This window comes from Vibrio sp. Vb1574 (assembly GCF_033338675.1).
Map to the genome: position 1 here is coordinate 1 of NZ_JAWOTC010000060.1, position 19,869 is coordinate 19,869.

Genomic DNA, 19,869 nt, shown 5'->3' on the forward strand with positions numbered 1-19,869 from the left:
TGAAACTCAGTATATTGTTTGATAATTATTCAATTTCGGACGACTTGGTTTTCTGTCCGAATTACGCAACAAAGCCACGTTCAAGCTCTGACTTCATGATATCGCCTTTACTTTTTACAATAGCAATCTCATCTTCCAAACCGCTGCTCTGCCAGGTGACATAACCGTAAGAAAATAGAATTGCAGCCGCCGCAACGCCCCAAGATAACGCGATATTTTTTAGCGTCAGGAGCTCTTTTTTCGGTTTTAAGTAATCGGGATATAAGTTGACGCGTCGAGTATTTGAAGTAGCCGCAGTGTCAGCCAAAACATGTCCAGATAGTTCATGTTCTGGTGGTAATAACAGTGAAACCTTAGTACTTAAACGGTAATTCAGAGCCTGAACAAGCTCGCTCTCATCCTCTTCATCACAGCACACTTTCAATTGATGTAATTGCACGTGGCGTAACTGAGATGAAAGATAATCAATCGAACGTTGCAGTTCTAACGACAGACTGTCCATCTGTAAATCGCTAGACGGAACCCCCGTTAACGGTGGCGTCACACTGCGAATAGAGCGGTGGAACGCAATAGTATTTTCGACAAAAGCGCTTATACGGAAATGACCACGCACACTGCGTTGTAATAATAGGAAGTTTCCTAGTTCACCCGCAGTCTCTCCCCAAATATCGTCTTCAGGAAGAATGGCTTCTAATGGTAACTGGGCTCGGCTGGCCAGTAACACAATCTTATCCAATATTTTTCGCGATAAGACGTATGCTTGCACTTTGGTTGAATTCGGTAACTCGACCGCATCGGCAATAATGTCGATAGCACGCTCAGAGATCAGTTCTTTCAACAAAAACGGTAATGCGGCTGGCCATTCTTGACGCGGCATGACCGGTTTGTCGATTTGGTACATCTGGTAATAGTTATGAGAAAGAATAACCGTTAATGAATCATACGCACTCGCTGCAACGCTCAATGCTTGCTCAACGGCTTTTTCCCAATTGGACTCAGAAATATCAAATTGGTATGGACGACTACTTTTGATTGAAGATGATAAATAAACGGCGTCTGGCTGAATAACCAAAAAGCAGGAGCGACCACCACTAGATGATCGCTTAAGCTTGTCGAATAGTGCTTTGAAATCCATGATTATTATCTTTATTTTTTCCGCCAGCGATTTCGTCTTCCCAATTTAACTTGGGATTCTGATTGAGAATTCGGCAACGCTTGGGGACGAGGAAGAAACTGCTGCTCCGCAGAAAAGTAACGCCCTTGCCCACCATAAACCCCGAGCTCAATTAATGTGTTGAGCTCGTTCTGATTCTCAATTCCCACTGCTATAATTTTAGTTTTACTGTTTGCCGCCGCACCTAGCATACTGCGGACAAATAGCTGGTTTTCATGTCGTTGGTCGATTTTTGCTACTAAACTGCGATGAAGTTTAAGGTAACGAATGTCCACTTCTTTTAAATAGTGAGTGCTGACTATGGTACGCCCAGCCTGCCCAACCATTAAGTGGCACCCTAAACCGGCCAGCATTTTAGCGACTGGTCGCATAAAGTCTAAGTGTCTTACAAATTGTGCTTCAACAAACTCAAAACTGAGACACTTTCTCTGCTCACGTGACAACTGTAAGAGTTCATCACGAAACCATTTAAAGTACTCTCGGTTAGAAAATGGCGTTACATTCAAATTGAGCGCATACGATCTTGAGTTATCAAAATTATCCTTAAACTCTCTTAAGAATTTATTAATAACCGACTTATCCATTTGCGCTTCATAACCAACCTGTCTGATCGCAGAAATGAACCGAGACGCTTTAACAATCCCATTCTCAGGATCGCGAATCCGACATGTTAACTCTTCATATAATGATTTTTTATGCGTCGCGTCACTTATTGGGTGCACAGATTGTGCGTAGAGTATCACACTTTCAGGTGTAAGTGCTGTGTCAAATAACGTTCTCCACCTCACACTTCCGCGAGCTTCTTCATCGTGGTTCCATTTTTTGAAGCGACTCCAATTATTGTTATTTTGTAGTTGCGCACTACGCAAAGCAGTCTCGGCTTCATCAATGATTTGGCTGTGTCGCTCACCTTCTTTATAAGTGGTGATGCCAATATGGCACCAGTTGTCTGGATCAAGTGGCTCTGGCGGCATTAACTTTTCTAACTGGCGAATGCATTGCGAGGCAAGGTTAGCCACATCTTTCGCACTTTGGTGCGGTAGAAAAAGCGCAAAATCAGCATCGTAATAACGGGAAAATACAACATCTGGGTATCGTTGAACTAAATTGGACAATAAACTCCCAACTTCAACAATAAACTCATCCGTAATTTGCTTATCTTGCTCTTCTTCAACCAGTTTCCAGTCTTGAATACGCACTAGCAACACGGCGCCGCGAGCCCCACTTTCTAGTAACGCCGATTCCAACTTGCTATCAAATAACACTCGGTTAGCGGTACCGGTTAGCTTATCAAGGAAGGTTTGAGTTCGAATAAAGGTATCAAATCGGCTTCGCTCTTGACGCGCATCTTGTAACTCTTCGATTAATACATCGAGCGCTTCACTGGCGGTGTAAGGCCATTCTTTTTTGTCACCTTTGGCATACTGCTCCACCCTACCAGCCAGGATCATTCTGCCTCGCTCTTCGAGCATTTCGGAGCCTTCTAATTGCTCCTTAAGCCATGCCACGCCGCGCATTAAGCAGAAGATGATCAATATCACGGCAAGCGTGATCGACCAAAGCGCCTGCATTGAGTAGCTGTAACCTAAGTAAGGGGGAATTGCTTTAAAGTGAATCGTGTAATCTTGATTGTGAGTCAGCTGGTACTCTGCCTCAAACAAGACTGACGCTTCCATTTGATGAGAAGTATCTTTGAAGCGATAAACAACGGCGTTGTTAGTCGACAACGTCATTTCGACAATATTGGAAGCCTGCAGCATTTTCGGCATCCAGCGCTGCATAGAATAAGCGGCGTCAGGATCTTCCATCTCCTTGTCGACCACCTCTACGATCCCTTCTAAATAATGGGTGAGATATTCCTGCCCAAGACGTTTAAAAGAGAGGGTGCCACCGACAAACAAGATAAACATGGCGCAGATAACGATCATGGTGACAAAGGCCACCAGCCGTGTGCTTAACTTAAGAGTTGGGGTATACCTCATGAATACCAAATTCCTTTTTTATTCATCATATACCTTATTGAAATATTTATACTTGATAAGAGTTCATCAAACAATCGGATTAGTCTGATAGTGAGAGGCTGGAGCATAAAGAAAATCACACTCATTGATAAGTTTTATTGTTACGCCTAACCTTGCCAAGATAAGCCTGTGAGATCATTAGATTGCGACAATAAAAAAGGCCGCGATATTCGCGGCCTTTTCGATTCAAGCATAAGCAGAATTTAGAACGGGATATCGTCGTCAAAATCCATTGGTGGCTCATTGTACTGCTGCTGTGATTGCTGCGGAGCCTGTTGTTGTGGTTGCTGTTGCTGAGGCGCATTGTACTGCTGCTGAGCTGGCTGTTGAGGCTGACCCCATCCACCTTGTTGCTGCTGTTGACCGCCCATTGGTGCGCCGCCACCTTGAGCACGACCGCCAAGCATTTGCATCACACCATTGAAGCCTTGAACAACGACTTCAGTTGAGTAGCGATCTTGGCCACTTTGATCTTGCCATTTGCGAGTTTGCAGTTGCCCTTCAATGTAAACTTGAGAGCCTTTACGCAAGTACTCACCTGCTACTTCCGCAAGTTTGCCGAACAACACAACACGGTGCCATTCCGTTTTTTCGCGCTGTTCGCCAGTCGCTTTATCACGCCATGAATCAGAAGTCGCAATAGTAATGTTTGCTACTGCACCGCCATTCGGCATGTAACGAATTTCAGGGTCGTTACCTAGATTCCCCACCAAAATAACTTTGTTAATTCCACGGCTGGCCATGATGTGCTCCGTTTCACTCTGGATATATAAAATTTTAGCGCATTAGAATAGCACGCTTTAATGTTTTGATTAAAGTCTAATACCATTGTGATCTATTGAGTCACCCTCTAGAACCCAAATCGTATTTCAACTTACGTGTGTAGCATTTTTGATTCGCGTTGCAGACATCGTTTCGTGAAGCTTTGAATTCGAACGCATTTATTCAGTAAAGCGATGGTTATGGCCTCTCTTTAATGCCAGTTTATGGCTTCTATTGAACCCAGGGAGATTGGAACACGTGAGAAAGTCGGCTTACGCAAGAAAGCTATTTCTGATCAGTATGGAAGATAATGCGCAAAAAAAAGTGGCGGCACTCGAAAAGTACGTTGATATGAGCATCCCGGTGATTTCAACCGCAGCACTCATGGAAGCCAAGCCACAACACCGTAATAAAATTCTACTGATCGACTTCAGTGAACATAAATCACTTGTTCAATCGATCAAAAATTTGCCTCTTGTATGGAAAAACTTTGAAACCGTTGTCTTCAACGTGCCTAAAAGACTAACCACAGATGAACTTCTTTCATTTGGTCAATTAAAAGGTGTGTTTTATTCTGAAGATACGCTAGAGCAAATTGGAGAAGGGTTAAAAGGCATTGTTAACGGTCAAAACTGGCTGCCGCGTAATGTAACCAGTCAACTTTTACACTATTACCGCAATGTCATTAATACTCATACTGCACCAGCTACGGTAGACCTAACCATTCGTGAGCTACAAGTACTGCGTTGCCTACAAGCTGGCGCCTCGAACAGTCAGATGGCCGAAGAGTTATTCGTCAGTGAATTCACCATCAAATCGCACTTGTATCAGATATTCAAAAAGCTATCCGTAAAGAACCGAGTACAGGCAATCGCCTGGGCAGACCAAAACTTAATGTCGTGATGCAATGTTAGCGGCTCTGATAACTGAAATGACGAGTCGCTCATCTTTTTTCCGCACCGAGTCTCACATTTTTTCCTACTTTATTCATGATTCATTGATACCTCTCGTGTTAAAGTTATGCGCAGATTCTTGATAAAAACGAGATAGGATATTCCCCCAATGATAAAAAAATGTCTGTTCCCTGCTGCAGGCTATGGCACACGCTTCCTACCGGCAACGAAATCTATGCCAAAAGAGATGATGCCAGTCGTGAACAAACCGCTTATTGAATACGGTGTCGAAGAAGCAATCCAAGCTGGTATGAACGGCATGTGTATTGTGACAGGTCGTGGCAAGCACTCGATCATGGACCACTTTGATAAGAACTACGAACTGGAACATCAGATTAGCGGTACCAACAAAGAAGAGCTGTTGGTAGATATCCGTGAAATCATTGAATCTGCAAACTTCACTTATATACGTCAACGCGAAATGAAAGGCTTGGGCCACGCGATTCTAACTGGACGAGAATTGGTAGGCGATGAGCCATTTGCTGTTGTTCTTGCTGATGACCTTTGTGTGAACGAGCAAGAGGGCGTACTGGCTCAGATGGTGGCACTATTTAAGCAGTTCCGCTGTTCTATCGTTGCAGTGCAAGAAGTACCAGCCGAAGAAACACACAAATACGGCGTTATCTCTGGTGAAATGATCAAAGACGACATCTATCGCGTAGACGACATGGTAGAAAAACCAGAGAAAGGCACGGCGCCTAGCAACCTTGCTATCATTGGCCGCTACATCCTGACTCCCGATATTTTTGAACTGATCGAAAACACCGAACCTGGTAAAGGTGGTGAAATTCAAATCACTGACGCGCTGCTGAAGCAAGCAAAAGCGGGCTGTGTGTTGGCTTACAAATTCAAGGGCAAACGCTTTGACTGTGGTAGCGTTGAAGGTTACATCGAAGCAACTAACTATTGTTTTGAAAACCTGTATCTAAAAGATGAAAAAACCTCTGAGCTAGGTAAGCACGCAACACAAAAAGCTGTATAAAGCATCGTCGTAGTACGAAATTACTGTATCGAAAGCCCAGCACAACGCTGGGCTTTTTACTTTACTGTTTTTTTATCCAGTAATTTTCTTTGCACATTTCTCACACTATGTAATACTTGCCCCACTTGGTTATACATAGAGCAAAAACGATGGATAAAATAGAAGTTCGCGGTGCCCGAACCCATAACCTTAAAGACATTAATCTTACAATCCCTCGCGATAAACTGATTGTCATTACTGGACTAAGTGGCTCCGGTAAATCCTCTCTCGCTTTCGATACATTGTATGCAGAAGGCCAACGACGCTACGTAGAGTCTCTCTCTGCCTACGCTCGTCAGTTTTTGTCTCTGATGGAAAAACCCGATGTCGACCACATTGAAGGATTATCACCTGCGATTTCTATTGAACAGAAATCTACTTCTCATAACCCGCGTTCAACCGTCGGTACAATTACCGAAGTCTACGACTACTTACGTCTATTGTATGCTCGTGTGGGCGAACCCCGCTGTCCAACGCACCATGCCCCTCTTGCTGCGCAAACCATCAGCCAAATGGTGGACAAAGTCCTAGAGATGCCGGAAGGCAGCAAAATGATGCTATTGGCGCCTATTGTCAAAGAACGTAAAGGTGAGCATGTTAAAACGCTTGAGAACTTAGCGGCTCAAGGCTTTATTCGTGCGCGTATTGATGGAGAAACTTGCGATCTTTCCGATCCTCCAACCCTTGAGCTACATAAAAAGCACACCATTGAAGTGGTGGTAGACCGCTTTAAAGTTCGTCCAGACTTACAACAGCGCTTGGCCGAATCTTTCGAGACCACGCTCGAATTATCAGGCGGAATTGCGGTTGTCGCGCCAATGGATGGCGACGGTGAAGAGATTATTTTCTCCGCCAACTTCGCTTGTCCACAATGTGGTTACAGCATGCAAGAGTTAGAGCCGCGACTTTTCTCATTCAACAACCCTGCTGGTGCATGTGGCACTTGTGATGGCTTGGGTGTTCAACAATACTTCGATCCAAGCCGAGTCATTCAAGATGATTCATTAAGCTTGGCACAAGGTGCGATTCGCGGTTGGGATCAAAAGAACTACTACTACTTCCAAATGCTCACCTCATTGGCCGATCATTATGGTTTTGACCTCCATGCCCCTTTTAATTCTCTGCCAAAGAAAACGCAAGATGTCATTCTAAAGGGCTCAGGTCGTACTGAGATTGAGTTTAAATACATCAACGATCGTGGCGATATTCGCGTTAAACGCCATCCATTCGAAGGTATTCTGAATACCCTAGAACGTCGCTATCGTGATACAGAATCCAACTCTGTCCGTGAAGAGCTTGCAAAATACATCTCCACTAAATCTTGTTCAAGCTGTGGCGGTACTCGTCTACGCCTTGAAGCACGTAACGTGTTTATTGCTGATACGACACTACCTGAGATTGTTGAACTCAGCATTGCTGATGCATTGGAATTCTTCCATTCCTTGAAACTGGAAGGTCAACGCGCCCAAATCGCTGAAAAAGTGATGAAGGAAATCAACGACCGTCTGCAATTCTTAGTTAACGTCGGTTTGAACTACCTAAACTTATCACGCAGTGCTGAAACCTTATCAGGCGGTGAAGCTCAACGTATTCGTTTAGCAAGCCAAATTGGTGCAGGTCTTGTTGGTGTCATGTACGTCTTAGATGAACCGTCGATTGGCCTCCACCAGCGTGATAACGAACGACTCCTAAAAACACTGACTCATTTGCGCGATTTAGGTAATACCGTACTTGTGGTAGAACACGATGAAGATGCGATTCGCTGTGCAGATCATGTCATAGATATTGGTCCTGGTGCTGGCGTACATGGTGGTAATGTTGTTGCGGAAGGCACCATGGAAGAGATAGTCGCGAATCCGAATTCTCTGACAGGTCAGTACTTAAGTGGTGTTAAAGAAATCGCAGTACCGAAAGATCGCACGCCGCGAGATCCGAAAAAAACGGTTGAGCTATTAGGCGCTACAGGTAATAACCTTAAAAACGTTAACCTTTCAATTCCTGTTGGGTTATTCAGCTGTATTACAGGAGTATCTGGCTCAGGTAAATCAACGCTGATTAATGATACTTTCTTTAAAATTGCGCATACCCAACTTAACGGAGCGACAACGGCTCAGCCTTCACCTTATAAATCGATTAAAGGTCTAGAGCACTTCGATAAAGTCATCGATATCGATCAAAGCCCAATTGGCCGTACACCTCGCTCTAACCCTGCAACCTATACGGGGATCTTTACCCCAATCCGTGAACTGTTTGCAGGCACACAGGAGTCGCGTTCTCGCGGTTACAAACCGGGCCGTTTTAGTTTTAACGTACGCGGTGGTCGTTGTGAGGCCTGTCAGGGTGACGGTGTTATCAAAGTAGAAATGCACTTCCTACCAGATGTTTATGTGCCATGTGATGTGTGTAAAGGTAAACGCTACAACCGTGAAACGCTCGAAGTACGTTACAAAGGTAAAACTATTGATGAAGTGCTAGAAATGACGGTCGAAGATGCACGCACCTTCTTCGATCCAGTTCCTGCCATCGCTCGCAAACTACAAACACTGATGGATGTCGGTTTGTCGTACATACGATTGGGTCAAGCGGCAACAACACTCTCCGGTGGTGAAGCACAGCGTGTGAAACTGGCGCGAGAGCTATCCAAACGTGATACAGGAAAAACCTTGTACATTTTGGATGAACCAACAACCGGCCTTCACTTCCATGATATCCAGCAGTTGCTCACTGTACTGCACAGACTTCGCGACCACGGAAATACTGTCGTGGTGATCGAGCATAACCTGGACGTCATTAAGACTGCGGACTGGATTATCGATCTTGGTCCTGAAGGGGGTCAAGGTGGCGGCGAGATAATCGCTCAAGGCACTCCGGAAGATGTGTCGCAAATCGAGGGTTCGCACACAGCTCACTTCCTCAAGCCTATGTTGAAGTAGAAAAAACAGGTAAAGTATCGAGACCAGCAAGTGCTGGTCTTTTTTCATTCAAAACAACGCAATAACTATGGCTACTATACATGTAAGTGGAACAAAGCTTTCTCCCGAAAAAGTACAGGTTCCCCTCAATCGCAAGTTTCTCATTGCCTTGGCAACACTATTTGTGTTGGCAATGCACTTTTTCATGCCCAACCCCGGCGGTTCGGGGCTTTCGCTTTCGTTCAATGTGACAACTTGGATTGCTTTTAGCTTTGCATTAGGCATTGGGTGTTACCAACTAGCGAATAATCGAGTGCTACGTTACTCAAAACTAACCATCGGCTTGTTCATTAGTGCTCTTATCATGACAGTGCCCATTCTGTACCCAAATGCGAATAGCAGCTTGGCAGCCAATAAGCTCATAGGCCTGTGGTGTGGTGTCCTGTTCTTTATTGTTTTACAACAATTTCATTTCAGTAATAAACATCGCCAACGCCTATTATGGTTCATTGTCCTTGCGGTTGTTATCGAAGCCATTTTTGGTTTGACACAATATCTGTATCTCAAACCAGGCAATCCGTTTGGTTACGACACGGTGGCCAATCGTCCTTATGGTATTTTCCAACAGCCCAATGTAATGGCCAGTTTTCTTGCGACAGGGTTGGTGATTGCCAGCTATTTACTTGCACGTCAGCCCTACAAATACGATCGTAAGTTAAGCGATGTTTACCTTCTCTATGCCGTACCAGTTTTAACTTTACCACTAATTGTGGCGTTGGCTTCACGCACTGGTTGGTTAGCCTCGGTCATCGCCGTGTTGTTGGTCATTCCATACATGTACCGCTTTGCAACCAAAGGGCGCTTTATCCGCTGGGTTGTGTCACTTGTAAGTGGGCTCTTACTCTCAGTCGTTGTCATGCATCTTGCCTTTCCTGATGGAGGTGGGTTAGCCGCAGAAAAAGTAAATATGGAGTCTCCTCGAGCGTATACTTTTCCGCAAACATTAGACATGGTGATTGAAAAGCCTTTTACTGGTTATGGATATGGTAAGTTTGAATCTGAGTACATGCTGTATACGGCTCGTCAACATGCCCTAAATGAGAATTACCCAGCTGGTTTGCCAGCCATGGATCATCCGCATAACGAGCTGCTTTACTGGGGAGTAGAAGGTGGCTTGCTGCCAATACTCGGCATCTTCTTAGCGATGGCACTGGTACTGTATCGAATCTATCAAGCCAAACGCGGAACTCGTCTTGCGTTGCTGGCCTTGTTTATACCTATCGTATTGCACTCACAACTGGAATACCCTTTCTACCACTCTCTCGTGCATTGGTTGATCTTCGTTATCCTACTGTACTGGGTCGATCAGCGCGTCTCTCGTTATCGACAAGTCGGCTTTAGTAATGTGACCAAAAGCTTGCTGCGTGTTTTTAGTTTGGTACTTCCCGTTGCGTTTACGTTTTACATGGTAAGCGCATTACATACGAACTATGTATTGACGAAGTTTGAGACCACTAGACCAACTAACCCTGATATTCTGAATCAAGTCAGTAACCCTGTAGTTTGGAAAGACAGATTTGATTGGGATGTCTATAGCACGTTTTTAAACCTTGGGCTGTACCAACAAGACGCAACCTTGATTCAGCCTTATATCGATTGGTCGCTAAAAATCATCAAAGATAAGCCTCGCCCTGCATTTTATAATAATTTGATTTTGGCCTACCAAGGCTTAGATGACTCAAGTAAAGCGGAGCAAATTAGAGCTGAAGCGCAGTTTTTGTTCCCGAAGATTGATTTCAGTGACGTCAATTACCAACCACCTTCTCAAGCAATCTCTGCCTCACCAGCCCCCACTTCAGGTGAATAGTAATAAGTACAAAAAAGCGAAGGGATGACCTTCGCTTTTCTTCATCTCATTGCTGTATGATTTTATTCAGTGAGTGACTCTTCTAACGCTTTTAAGCACAGCGCAACGTTTTCAGATCGAGCGCCGTAACCCATTAAGCCAATACGCCACGCTTTACCAGCTAATGCCCCAAGGCCTGCACCAATTTCTAGGTTATAGGTTTCTAGCAAGTGAGCACGAACTTTTGCTTCATCAATTCCTTCAGGCACGTAAATCGCATTTAATTGTGGCAACCGATGGGCTTCGTCCACAACAAATTCAAAGCCTAACTTTTGTAAGCCATTTTTGAGTTTTTCATGCATCAGTTGGTGACGAGCCCAAGCGTTTTCTAATCCTTCATTTTTCAGTATCAATAAAGCTTCATGAAGCGCATACAAGCTATTAACTGGCGCCGTATGATGGTAACTACGCTTGCCTTCTCCACTCCAATACCCCAAAACTAAACTCTGATCGAGGAACCAACTCTGTACTGGTGTTGTTCTTGCTTGAATCTTTTCAATCGCGGCAGGAGAAAACGTCACTGGTGAGAGCCCAGGTACACATGACAAACATTTTTGACTACCAGAGTAAACCGCATCCAGTTGCCATTCATCCACTTTTAACGGCACACCACCAAGCGATGTCACCGCATCAACAATAGATAATGCATTATGCTGTTTCGCCAGCTTACCCAATGCTTGAGCATCACTGACTGCACCAGTTGAGGTTTCCGCATGCACAAAAGCAAGAACTTTTGTATCTGGGTGCTGTTCGAATGCTTGCTCGACTTTATCAATGGAAACAGGCGTCCCCCATTCATCATCGACGATAACAACTTCACCACCAGCACGGACGACATTTTCGCGCATGCGTTCACCAAATACACCATTACGGCAGACGATCACTTTATCGCCTTTCTCGATCAAGTTTACAAAGCAGGTTTCCATCCCTGCACTACCTGGCGCTGAAACCGCAATAGTGAACTCATTGTCAGTTTGAAAGACATACTTCAATAGCTGCTTGAGCTCATCCATCATACCGATAAACAGAGGATCAAGGTGACCTACAGTAGGACGGCTTAGTGCTTGTAACACTTGAGGATAAATATCAGAAGGACCAGGTCCCATTAAAATACGGTGAGGTGGAATAAAGCTTTGGATCGACATGTCAGCTCCTTGATTATCTTTTATCCTGAGCATTCTAAAAGTTCTATTCAATAACATGGCTCAGGTGTAGGGTTCTTCACCCTAATAGATTTTTCCTCTATCAGCAATTAGCCGTAAGTATGGAGGTCAAACCAGTGTCACAAAATCGTTAATAAAAAACACCATAAAGGTTGAAATATTGATTGACATTAAGGCCTCAAAACCGTTCAATGTTTGAGCTTTATGTAGAAGAGGAGCGCTACCCAGGTAGATGATTTGTGGAACCGCAATTCCAACACCAATCATTGAGGGGGAGTAGTGCCGAGGTAAGTCAAAGTTGCAGGATTTGACTTGTCGGTTGAATTGGGCTGAATCCCATCAACTGTCATCAGCGCAGTCTGATGAAGGGCTTCTGAGGGTAAATTTTTCAAATAGCATTCTAAATACCTCTCTTTTTGCTCTGTTCCTTTTCTCACTAAACATTGGATGTACAATTTTTTAGGAAGTCGTGGGAGAACGCAGTGAGCGCATTTAACGTAGCTAAATTCGGTGGAACCAGTGTTGCCAACTTTGAGGCAATGAGTCGTTGCGCCACCATTATCGAAAACAATCCAAATACTCGCCTGGTCGTGAGCAGCGCTTGCTCTGGCGTCACCAACCTATTGGTAGAACTCGCCAACGGCGTTCAGGATCAAACGCACCGTACTGAGCTGCTGCAAAATCTGGCCAACATTCATGACGCCATTTTAACTCAGCTCGAAGACAGCACGAAAACTGCTGCCGAGGTGTATGGCATATTAGATACCGTAACCAGCCTGGCCGAGGCTGCATCTATCCAAGCTAGTGCGAAGTTAACCGATCATTTAGTCGCATGTGGTGAACTCATGTCGACGCACATTCTAACTCAGTTAATGTGTGAGCGAGGCATTCAAGCAGTGCGCTTTGATATCCGCGATGTGCTGCGTACTGATGACAACTTTGGTCGCGCGGAGCCAAACATTGAAGCAATTTCGACGCTTGCGCAAGATAAACTCGTACCACTTTGCCAACAATCCGTTGTTGTTACTCAAGGCTTCATAGGATCTGACGAAGCCGGTAATACAACAACATTAGGTCGAGGGGGCAGCGATTACAGCGCCGCCTTAATTGCTGAGAGCGTTAAAGCGGCAGGGCTAGAAATCTGGACTGATGTTCCGGGAATCTACACAACAGACCCGCGAATTGCACCAAAAGCCTCACCAATTCCCGAGATCAGCTTTAGTGAAGCTTCAGAAATGGCTAACTTTGGCGCTAAAATCCTTCACCCTTCTACGCTAGTACCTGCATTGCGCCACGACATTCCGGTATTTGTAGGGTCATCGAAAGAGCCAGAAAAAGGGGGAACTTGGATTCGCCACCAAGTCGAAAGCTCACCGTTATTCCGTGCGCTAGCTTTGCGTTGTAACCAAACCATGGTAACGCTACGCAGCGCCAATATGTTCCACGCATACGGTTTTTTAGCAAAGGTCTTTGAGATCCTTGCAAAGCATAAGATCTCTGTCGATTTGATCACGACATCTGAAATCAGTGTATCGTTAACACTTGATCAAACTGATACCTCTGGCGGAGCACCACAGCTGCCGCAAGCTGCACGAGAAGAGTTAGAAGAGTTATGTAAGGTAGAAGTTGAACATGACCTATGCCTCGTTGCTCTCATTGGAAACAACATGAGTGAGAGTAAAGGCTACGCGAAACAGGTTTTTGGCACGCTAGAAGATTTTAACCTACGCATGATTTGTTATGGCGCTAGCCCTCACAACTTATGCTTCTTGCTCCATGAATCGGTATCGAAACAAGCCATACAAAAACTCCACACTGAGTTGTTTGAGAAGTAAGTTCAACTCAATAAAACAAAGGGCTGCGTATTTGCAGCCCTTTGTCGTTTCATTAGTTGTTACATTTGGACGAGGTAAACATCAATTTAACCGTTAATGTTTGGCCCTAACCATTTTTCAGCCTCGATCCTATCCCACCCCTTACGATCGGCGTAACTCTCTAGCTGATCTTCTTGGATCTGTGCGATCGCAAAGTAACGTGAGTCAGGATGAGAGAAATACCAACCAGAGACTGACGCGCCCGGATACATTGCATAGCTGGAGGTTAGAGTCATACCAATGTTCTCTTCCACATTAAGTAACTCCCAAAGCGGTCCTTTTTCAGTATGTTCAGGACACGCGGGATAACCCGGCGCAGGGCGAATACCTTGGTATTTTTCACGAATGAGATCATCGTTAGATAAATCTTCATCAGCTGCATAACCCCAAATTTCTTTACGGACACGCTCATGCAAATACTCAGCAAACGCTTCGGCTAGGCGATCCGCCACCGCTTGAATCATAATTGCGTTGTAATCATCTCCCTGTGCTTTGTATTCATCAGCAAGCTCTCGTTCACCAATACCACCAGTGACAGCAAATGCCCCTATCCAATCATGTTTACCCGACTCTTTAGGTGCGATGTAGTCGGATAAACAATAGTTGAATCCTTTTGGTTTCTCGGTCTGTTGTCGCAAGTTACGTAATACTTTCACAACGTCGGTACGAGTTTCATCAGCATAAACTTCAATGTCGTCCCCCACGCTCGCAGCAGGGAATAAGCCACACATTCCACGCGCTTTTAACAGGCCTTCTCGCTCAACTCGATCAAGTAACTCGTTGGCATCTTCGAATAAACGTTTTGCTTCTTCACCAACTTCTTCATGTTGGAAAATTGTTGGATACTTACCCACAAGTGACCAAGTCATAAAGAATGGTGTCCAATCGATGTATTGACGTAATATAGCCACATCAAAATCATCGAAGATATGAATGCCAGGCTTAACAGGCACTGGAGGGGTGTAAGCTTCCCAATCGATAGCAACTTTATTCGCTCGAGCCGCTTCTAATGTCACTGGTTTGGTTCTCGGTTTCTTTCGATTATGTTGATCACGTACTCGTTCGTAATCAGCTTCAAGTTTTTCAACAAACTCAGGGCGACGTTCATCTGACAGAAGAGAAGTACATACGCCCACTGCACGTGAGGCGTTGTTCACGTAAACCACTGGATGCTTGTAATTTTGCTCAATCTTAACTGCTGTATGGGCTTTTGACGTTGTTGCGCCACCGATGAGAAGAGGTAAGTTAAAGTCGAGACGCTCCATCTCTTTTGCAACATGCACCATTTCGTCTAATGAAGGCGTGATCAACCCTGATAAACCAATAATATCGACGTTTTCTTCTTGCGCTACTTTTAAGATCTTTTCGCAAGGAACCATGACACCAAGATCGATAATTTCGTAGTTATTGCACTGCAATACAACGCCAACGATATTTTTCCCGATATCATGTACATCACCTTTGACCGTCGCTAGCAAAATCTTACCGTTTGTTTGTCCCACCTGCTTTTCTGCATTGATGTAGGGCTCCAGATGCGCGACTGCTTGCTTCATCACTCGTGCAGATTTTACGACCTGAGGAAGGAACATTTTACCTTCACCAAACAAGTCTCCGACGACGTTCATCCCATCCATTAATGGGCCTTCAATCACCTCTAATGGCTTTGAAGCGTTGACACGAGCCTCTTCGGTATCATCAACGATGAACTCAGTTATTCCTTTCACTAACGCGTGCTCTAAGCGCTTTTCAACAGGCCAAGTTCTCCACTCAAGTGCAGAGGCATCCTCCTCTTTACCTACCCCTTTGCCTGCATATTCCGCCGCGATATCTAACAATCTCTCAGTGGCGTCATCATGACGGTTAAGAACGACATCTTCCACAGCCTCACGCAATTTTTCAGGCACGTTATCGTAGATTTCTAACTGACCCGCATTCACAATCCCCATATCCATACCGTTTTTAAAACAGTGGTAGAGGAACACCGCGTGAATCGCTTCACGTACATAGTTATTGCCACGGAAAGAGAATGAGACGTTAGAAACACCACCCGAGATCATCGCGTGTGGTAAATCACGTTTGATATCGCCAACGGCTTCAATGAAATCCACCGCGTAGTTATTATGCTCCTCGATCCCCGTAGCAATGGCAAAAATGTTTGGGTCAAAAATGATGTCTTCTGGTGGAAAGCCCACTTCATCAACAAGAATTCGGTAAGCGTTGGTACAAATTTCTACTTTGCGCTCACGTGTATCTGCTTGCCCAATCTCATCAAACGCCATCACAATCACAGCCGCCCCGTAACGGCGGATCAACTTAGCTTGTTCAACGAATTTCTCTTTGCCTTCTTTGAGAGAGATCGAGTTAACAATGCCTTTGCCTTGGATGCACTTAAGACCGGCTTCAATAACCTCCCACTTGGAAGAGTCAACCATGATTGGTACTTTTGAGATTTCAGGTTCTGACGCACAAAGGTTTAAAAAGCGAACCATACAAGCTTGTGCATCCAACATGCCTTCATCCATGTTGATATCGATAATTTGAGCGCCATTTTCAACTTGTTGACGAGCCACATCGAGCGCTTCATCGTACAGCTCTTCTTTAATCAAGCGCTTAAAACGCGCAGAACCGGTTACATTCGTACGCTCACCGACATTGATAAATAAAGAGTCTTTATCAATCGTGAGCGGCTCTAAGCCAGACAAGCGACAAGCAACGGGAAGTTCAGGTAATTGACGAGGGGCGATATTTTCAACCGCGAGTGCCATTTGGCGAATGTGCTCAGGAGTTGTACCACAACACCCACCAATCAAGTTTAAAAAGCCACTTTGAGCCCACTCTTTAACATGCTTAGCCATATCTTCTGGCGACAAATCGTATTCGCCGAATGCATTCGGAAGCCCAGCATTTGGGTGAGCGGAAACAAAAGATTCTGATATACGCGAGAGCTCTTCAACATAAGGACGCAGTTCATCCGGGCCAAGTGCACAGTTCAAACCAAACGAAATCGGTTTAACATGACGTAATGAGTTGTAAAACGCTTCTGTGGTTTGACCGGATAATGTTCTACCGGAAGCATCAGTAATAGTCCCCGAGATCATCACAGGTAACTCAATACCCATCTCTTCAAACACACTTTCAACAGCAAATGAACAAGCCTTAGCGTTAAGAGTATCGAAGATGGTCTCGATAAGAATAAGATCAGAACCACCTTTAATCAGCGCTCGAGTCGATTCAGAGTAAGCCTCAACTAACTCGTCGAAAGAAACATTTCGATATCCGGGGTCATTTACATCAGGAGAAATAGAACAAGTTCGGTTTGTTGGCCCTAAAACCCCTGCGACATAACGTGGTTTATCGGGTGTTTTTGCGGTCCATTCGTCTGCAACTTCACGTGCAAGCTTGGCAGCTGCAAAGTTAATTTCTTCACTTAGGCTTTCCATCTCGTAGTCAGCCATCGCAATGGTTGTTGCGTTAAAAGTGTTGGTCTCAAGAATATCTGCACCCGCTTCTAAATATGCAGCGTGAATTTCCTTGATAAGTTGAGGCTGACTTAGAACCAACAGGTCGTTGTTACCTTTTAGATCACAATGCCAATCCGCAAAGCGCGTTCCTCGATAGTCTTGCTCTTCAAGTTTGTACCCTTGAATCATGGTTCCCATACCACCATCAATCAAAAGAATACGTTGCTTCAATTGAGCTTCAATCTGTTGTCTTACGTTACTTCCCACAGTACAGCCTCATTCCTTTAGTTATCTTTCCATCCTATCACACAAACTTCAGGAGTCTAGACGTCTAAACGTGGAATTAATGATTATTTTATCTCCTTCTTAACTTACAAAATAATCACGAAAAAATGTTTGCTATTTAAGCAGCATCAGCCGAGAATTCCATTCATAAAATGTTACAAATAGAGAGCTCTATGTCGGTCTATCATACTTTATGTTTTCTATCCGCAGCTGCGATGCTAATTGCTTTTGTAAACAGCAAGATAGGAAAGATGCAAACCACCATTGCGATTACCGCAGGTTCAATGGTGCTTTCACTTCTAATCTTAATTGCGGGTCAAAACAACTGGTTCCATCTCACCGAAATTGCGACGGAGACGGTCACAAGGATTAACTTCGAAGATTTCTTGCTCAAAGGCATTCTTGGCTTCTTACTATTTGCTGGTGGACTAGGCATCAAACTCCCGAACCTTAAAGATCAAAAGTGGGAGATCACTGTTTTAGCCCTTGGAGCTACACTGTTTTCTACGTTCTTTATTGGATTTACGCTGTATGGGTTTTGTCAGTTAATTGGCATCCAATTTGATTTGGTCTACTGCTTACTATTTGGTGCTCTAATATCGCCAACTGACCCAATCGCTGTATTGGCTATTGTGAAAAAACTCGATGCTCCTAAACGTATCTCCACTCAGATTGAAGGAGAATCGCTCTTCAATGATGGCTTCGGTTTGGTTATCTTCGTCACTCTATTTACGATTGCATTTGGCACTGAGGCACCAACTGTAGGTAGTGTCACCTTACTCTTCATCCAAGAAGCTATCGGTGGTATCACATATGGTTTCGTCCTCGGTTTGCTATTCCACTACTTGATCAGTGCCACCGATGATCACTCAATGGAATTGTTACTTACCATTGGTGTCCCAACAGCAGGTTACGCATTTGCTGAATACATCCATGTATCAGGCCCACTCGCAATGGTTGTATCCGGTATTATGATTGGCAACTGGACACGCTTTATTGGCTTTTCAAAAGAGAGTGAAGATCACCTTGACCATTTTTGGGAGCTTGTTGATGAGTTCTTGAATGGCGTGTTATTCCTACTGATCGGCATGTCGATGCTGCTGTTTGAATTCCACAAAGAAGACTGGATCATGATGGCTATTTCAGTCCCTCTTGTACTAGCAGCTCGCTATTTAAGCGTATTTCTCTCGTACATTGGCTTTAAGCGTTACAGAAAATATAACCCGTGGTCAGTACGTATTTTGACGTGGGGCGGCTTACGCGGGGGCCTTGCATTGGCAATGGCACTTTCCATTCCATCTGGTATTTGGGTGATTCAAGATAAGTTAATCGATGTAAAAGAGATTATTCTTGTAATGACCTACTCCGTCGTTGTTTTCTCTATCCTCATTCAAGGCTCAACAATCACCCCAATGATTGAAAAAGCAAAAGCAGAAGAGAAGAAGATGGAAGAGAACAACCAAGCAATAACCACTCCGGAACATACGGAGCCAGTGGACTCTTAAAGACACGTAACTTAATAAATAAAAAGCAGCTACCTAGCTGCTTTTTTCATAACTAATTTTCAGATTCCCCTTCAAGGACGAATGCTCCTTATTCTTTGATATACCTTCAAATATACTAAGAATCGCTACGCTACATTTTCATAGATACTAACTATTGCCGATAGATAGTATTCATAGACGAGCCTTTTAATTTACCCATTTTCATCTGTATCCTTCTCTTCCCTTGGCAATATAGGCTCCTCGCAAATATCAAAGCTAAACTTCCACAATACTTAGCAATGAGCGAGTTTGTATTTTTATGAGAAAGAGACATTTAGGGTGAGTGCGTTCAGAACCCAAACAGGTTAGCAATCCCACCAAGATAAAACTGAGCTAGCATTCAGGTAGATCAAAGCCTTAACAGAAATGTAGCCCCTCTCCCTCTTGATCTCAGTGAGACTAAACTTGTATTCAAAGTAGTCCTGTTTTCAAATTAGAAACAAGCGACACTTCAAACAATTAAACTCTGTCACATAACTAGATTTTCTAATATCGAATAAAAGGAGCTTTGGTGAATGAAGAGGCTCAAAACTAGCGCTCGATACTAGGACCCGGTTCAGTAGAAACCACACAAAACTGCGTTCCACTTCACTCATACAGGGCTTAGAAAGCATAACCAGAGGGAAGCCTGCCTCTCGATGCAAGGTTTCAATATGAAAGTGGGTTTAAGCTAAGTCGGGGAACCAAAACGAAAAAAGCCTCAGTCTTTCGACTGAGGCTTAATATAAGTGGCGGAGTGGACGGGACTCGAACCCGCGACCCCCGGCGTGACAGGCCGGTATTCTAACCAACT

10 protein-coding genes, 1 pseudogene and 1 riboswitch are annotated in these 19,869 nt (G+C 44.3%); of the genes and pseudogenes, 6 read left to right on the top strand and 5 right to left on the bottom strand.

Features of this window, described 5'->3' with window-relative positions:
- Window positions 1-79 precede the first annotated feature (79 nt).
- From R7O12_RS22495 to R7O12_RS22505, 3 genes and pseudogenes are all read right to left on the bottom strand, one after another.
- Window positions 80-1,135 (bottom strand): annotated as a pseudogene (locus R7O12_RS22495) (MSHA biogenesis protein MshI); the annotation flags it as partial.
- Between the two features lie 11 nt (window positions 1,136-1,146).
- On the bottom strand, window positions 1,147-3,156 hold the full coding sequence (gene csrD, locus R7O12_RS22500) for an RNase E specificity factor CsrD (protein ID WP_005381201.1): 2,010 nt from the start codon (window positions 3,154-3,156) through the stop codon (window positions 1,147-1,149).
- Between the two features lie 242 nt (window positions 3,157-3,398).
- Complete coding sequence (locus R7O12_RS22505; protein WP_005381235.1) at window positions 3,399-3,938, bottom strand: single-stranded DNA-binding protein; 540 nt, start codon at window positions 3,936-3,938, stop codon at window positions 3,399-3,401.
- 277 nt (window positions 3,939-4,215) lie between these two features.
- Here R7O12_RS22505 and R7O12_RS22510 point away from each other — a divergent pair, with 277 nt between their 5' ends.
- The 4 genes from R7O12_RS22510 (at window position 4,216) to R7O12_RS22525 (ending at window position 10,710) form a co-directional block, all read left to right on the top strand.
- Window positions 4,216-4,860: a LuxR C-terminal-related transcriptional regulator gene (locus R7O12_RS22510; RefSeq protein ID WP_005381237.1), complete on the top strand. Its 645-nt coding sequence runs from the start codon at window positions 4,216-4,218 to the stop codon at window positions 4,858-4,860.
- Between the two features lie 159 nt (window positions 4,861-5,019).
- Window positions 5,020-5,892 (top strand): UTP--glucose-1-phosphate uridylyltransferase GalU, encoded by an 873-nt coding sequence (gene galU, locus R7O12_RS22515; RefSeq protein ID WP_005381239.1) that lies wholly within the window; start codon window positions 5,020-5,022, stop codon window positions 5,890-5,892.
- A 149-nt stretch (window positions 5,893-6,041) separates the two neighbouring features.
- Complete coding sequence (gene uvrA / locus R7O12_RS22520; protein WP_005381241.1) at window positions 6,042-8,864, top strand: excinuclease ABC subunit UvrA; 2,823 nt, start codon at window positions 6,042-6,044, stop codon at window positions 8,862-8,864.
- A gap of 67 nt (window positions 8,865-8,931) precedes the next feature.
- Entirely contained in the window at window positions 8,932-10,710 is a 1,779-nt protein-coding gene (locus tag R7O12_RS22525) for a PglL family O-oligosaccharyltransferase (RefSeq protein ID WP_318126409.1), read from the top strand.
- Window positions 10,711-10,772: 62 nt separating this feature from the next.
- On the opposite strand, the gene R7O12_RS22530 is transcribed toward R7O12_RS22525, so the two are convergent.
- Window positions 10,773-11,894 (bottom strand): pyridoxal-phosphate-dependent aminotransferase family protein, encoded by a 1,122-nt coding sequence (locus R7O12_RS22530; protein WP_054575331.1) that lies wholly within the window; start codon window positions 11,892-11,894, stop codon window positions 10,773-10,775.
- A gap of 220 nt (window positions 11,895-12,114) precedes the next feature.
- A riboswitch (Lysine riboswitch) is annotated at window positions 12,115-12,293 on the top strand.
- 101 nt (window positions 12,294-12,394) lie between these two features.
- On the opposite strand from R7O12_RS22530, the gene lysC reads away from it, so the two are divergent.
- Window positions 12,395-13,747, top strand: coding sequence for a lysine-sensitive aspartokinase 3 (lysC, locus tag R7O12_RS22535; protein ID WP_017821324.1), 1,353 nt, complete (start codon window positions 12,395-12,397; stop codon window positions 13,745-13,747).
- A gap of 86 nt (window positions 13,748-13,833) precedes the next feature.
- On the opposite strand, the gene metH is transcribed toward lysC, so the two are convergent.
- Window positions 13,834-17,514, bottom strand: a complete 3,681-nt coding sequence (gene metH, locus R7O12_RS22540) for a methionine synthase (protein ID WP_318126411.1) — start codon at window positions 17,512-17,514, stop codon at window positions 13,834-13,836.
- A 191-nt stretch (window positions 17,515-17,705) separates the two neighbouring features.
- Between metH and R7O12_RS22545 the strand changes: the two genes are divergently transcribed.
- Window positions 17,706-19,037 carry a cation:proton antiporter gene (locus R7O12_RS22545; protein WP_171343301.1) on the top strand — a complete coding sequence of 444 codons (1,332 nt, stop codon included), beginning with the start codon at window positions 17,706-17,708 and terminating at the stop codon, window positions 19,035-19,037.
- The last annotated feature ends 832 nt before the right edge of the window (window positions 19,038-19,869 follow it).

Excerpts from the sequence above, each read along its gene's own strand:
- csrD (WP_005381201.1), bottom strand. The coding sequence starts at position 3,156 with ATGAGGTATACCCCAACTCTTAAGTTAAGCACACGGCTGGTGGCCTTT.
- R7O12_RS22505 (WP_005381235.1), bottom strand. The coding sequence starts at position 3,938 with ATGGCCAGCCGTGGAATTAACAAAGTTATTTTGGTGGGGAATCTAGGT.
- galU (WP_005381239.1), top strand. The coding sequence starts at position 5,020 with ATGATAAAAAAATGTCTGTTCCCTGCTGCAGGCTATGGCACACGCTTC.
- uvrA (WP_005381241.1), top strand. The coding sequence starts at position 6,042 with ATGGATAAAATAGAAGTTCGCGGTGCCCGAACCCATAACCTTAAAGAC.
- R7O12_RS22525 (WP_318126409.1), top strand. The coding sequence starts at position 8,932 with ATGGCTACTATACATGTAAGTGGAACAAAGCTTTCTCCCGAAAAAGTA.
- R7O12_RS22530 (WP_054575331.1), bottom strand. The coding sequence starts at position 11,894 with ATGTCGATCCAAAGCTTTATTCCACCTCACCGTATTTTAATGGGACCT.
- R7O12_RS22545 (WP_171343301.1), top strand. The coding sequence starts at position 17,706 with ATGTCGGTCTATCATACTTTATGTTTTCTATCCGCAGCTGCGATGCTA.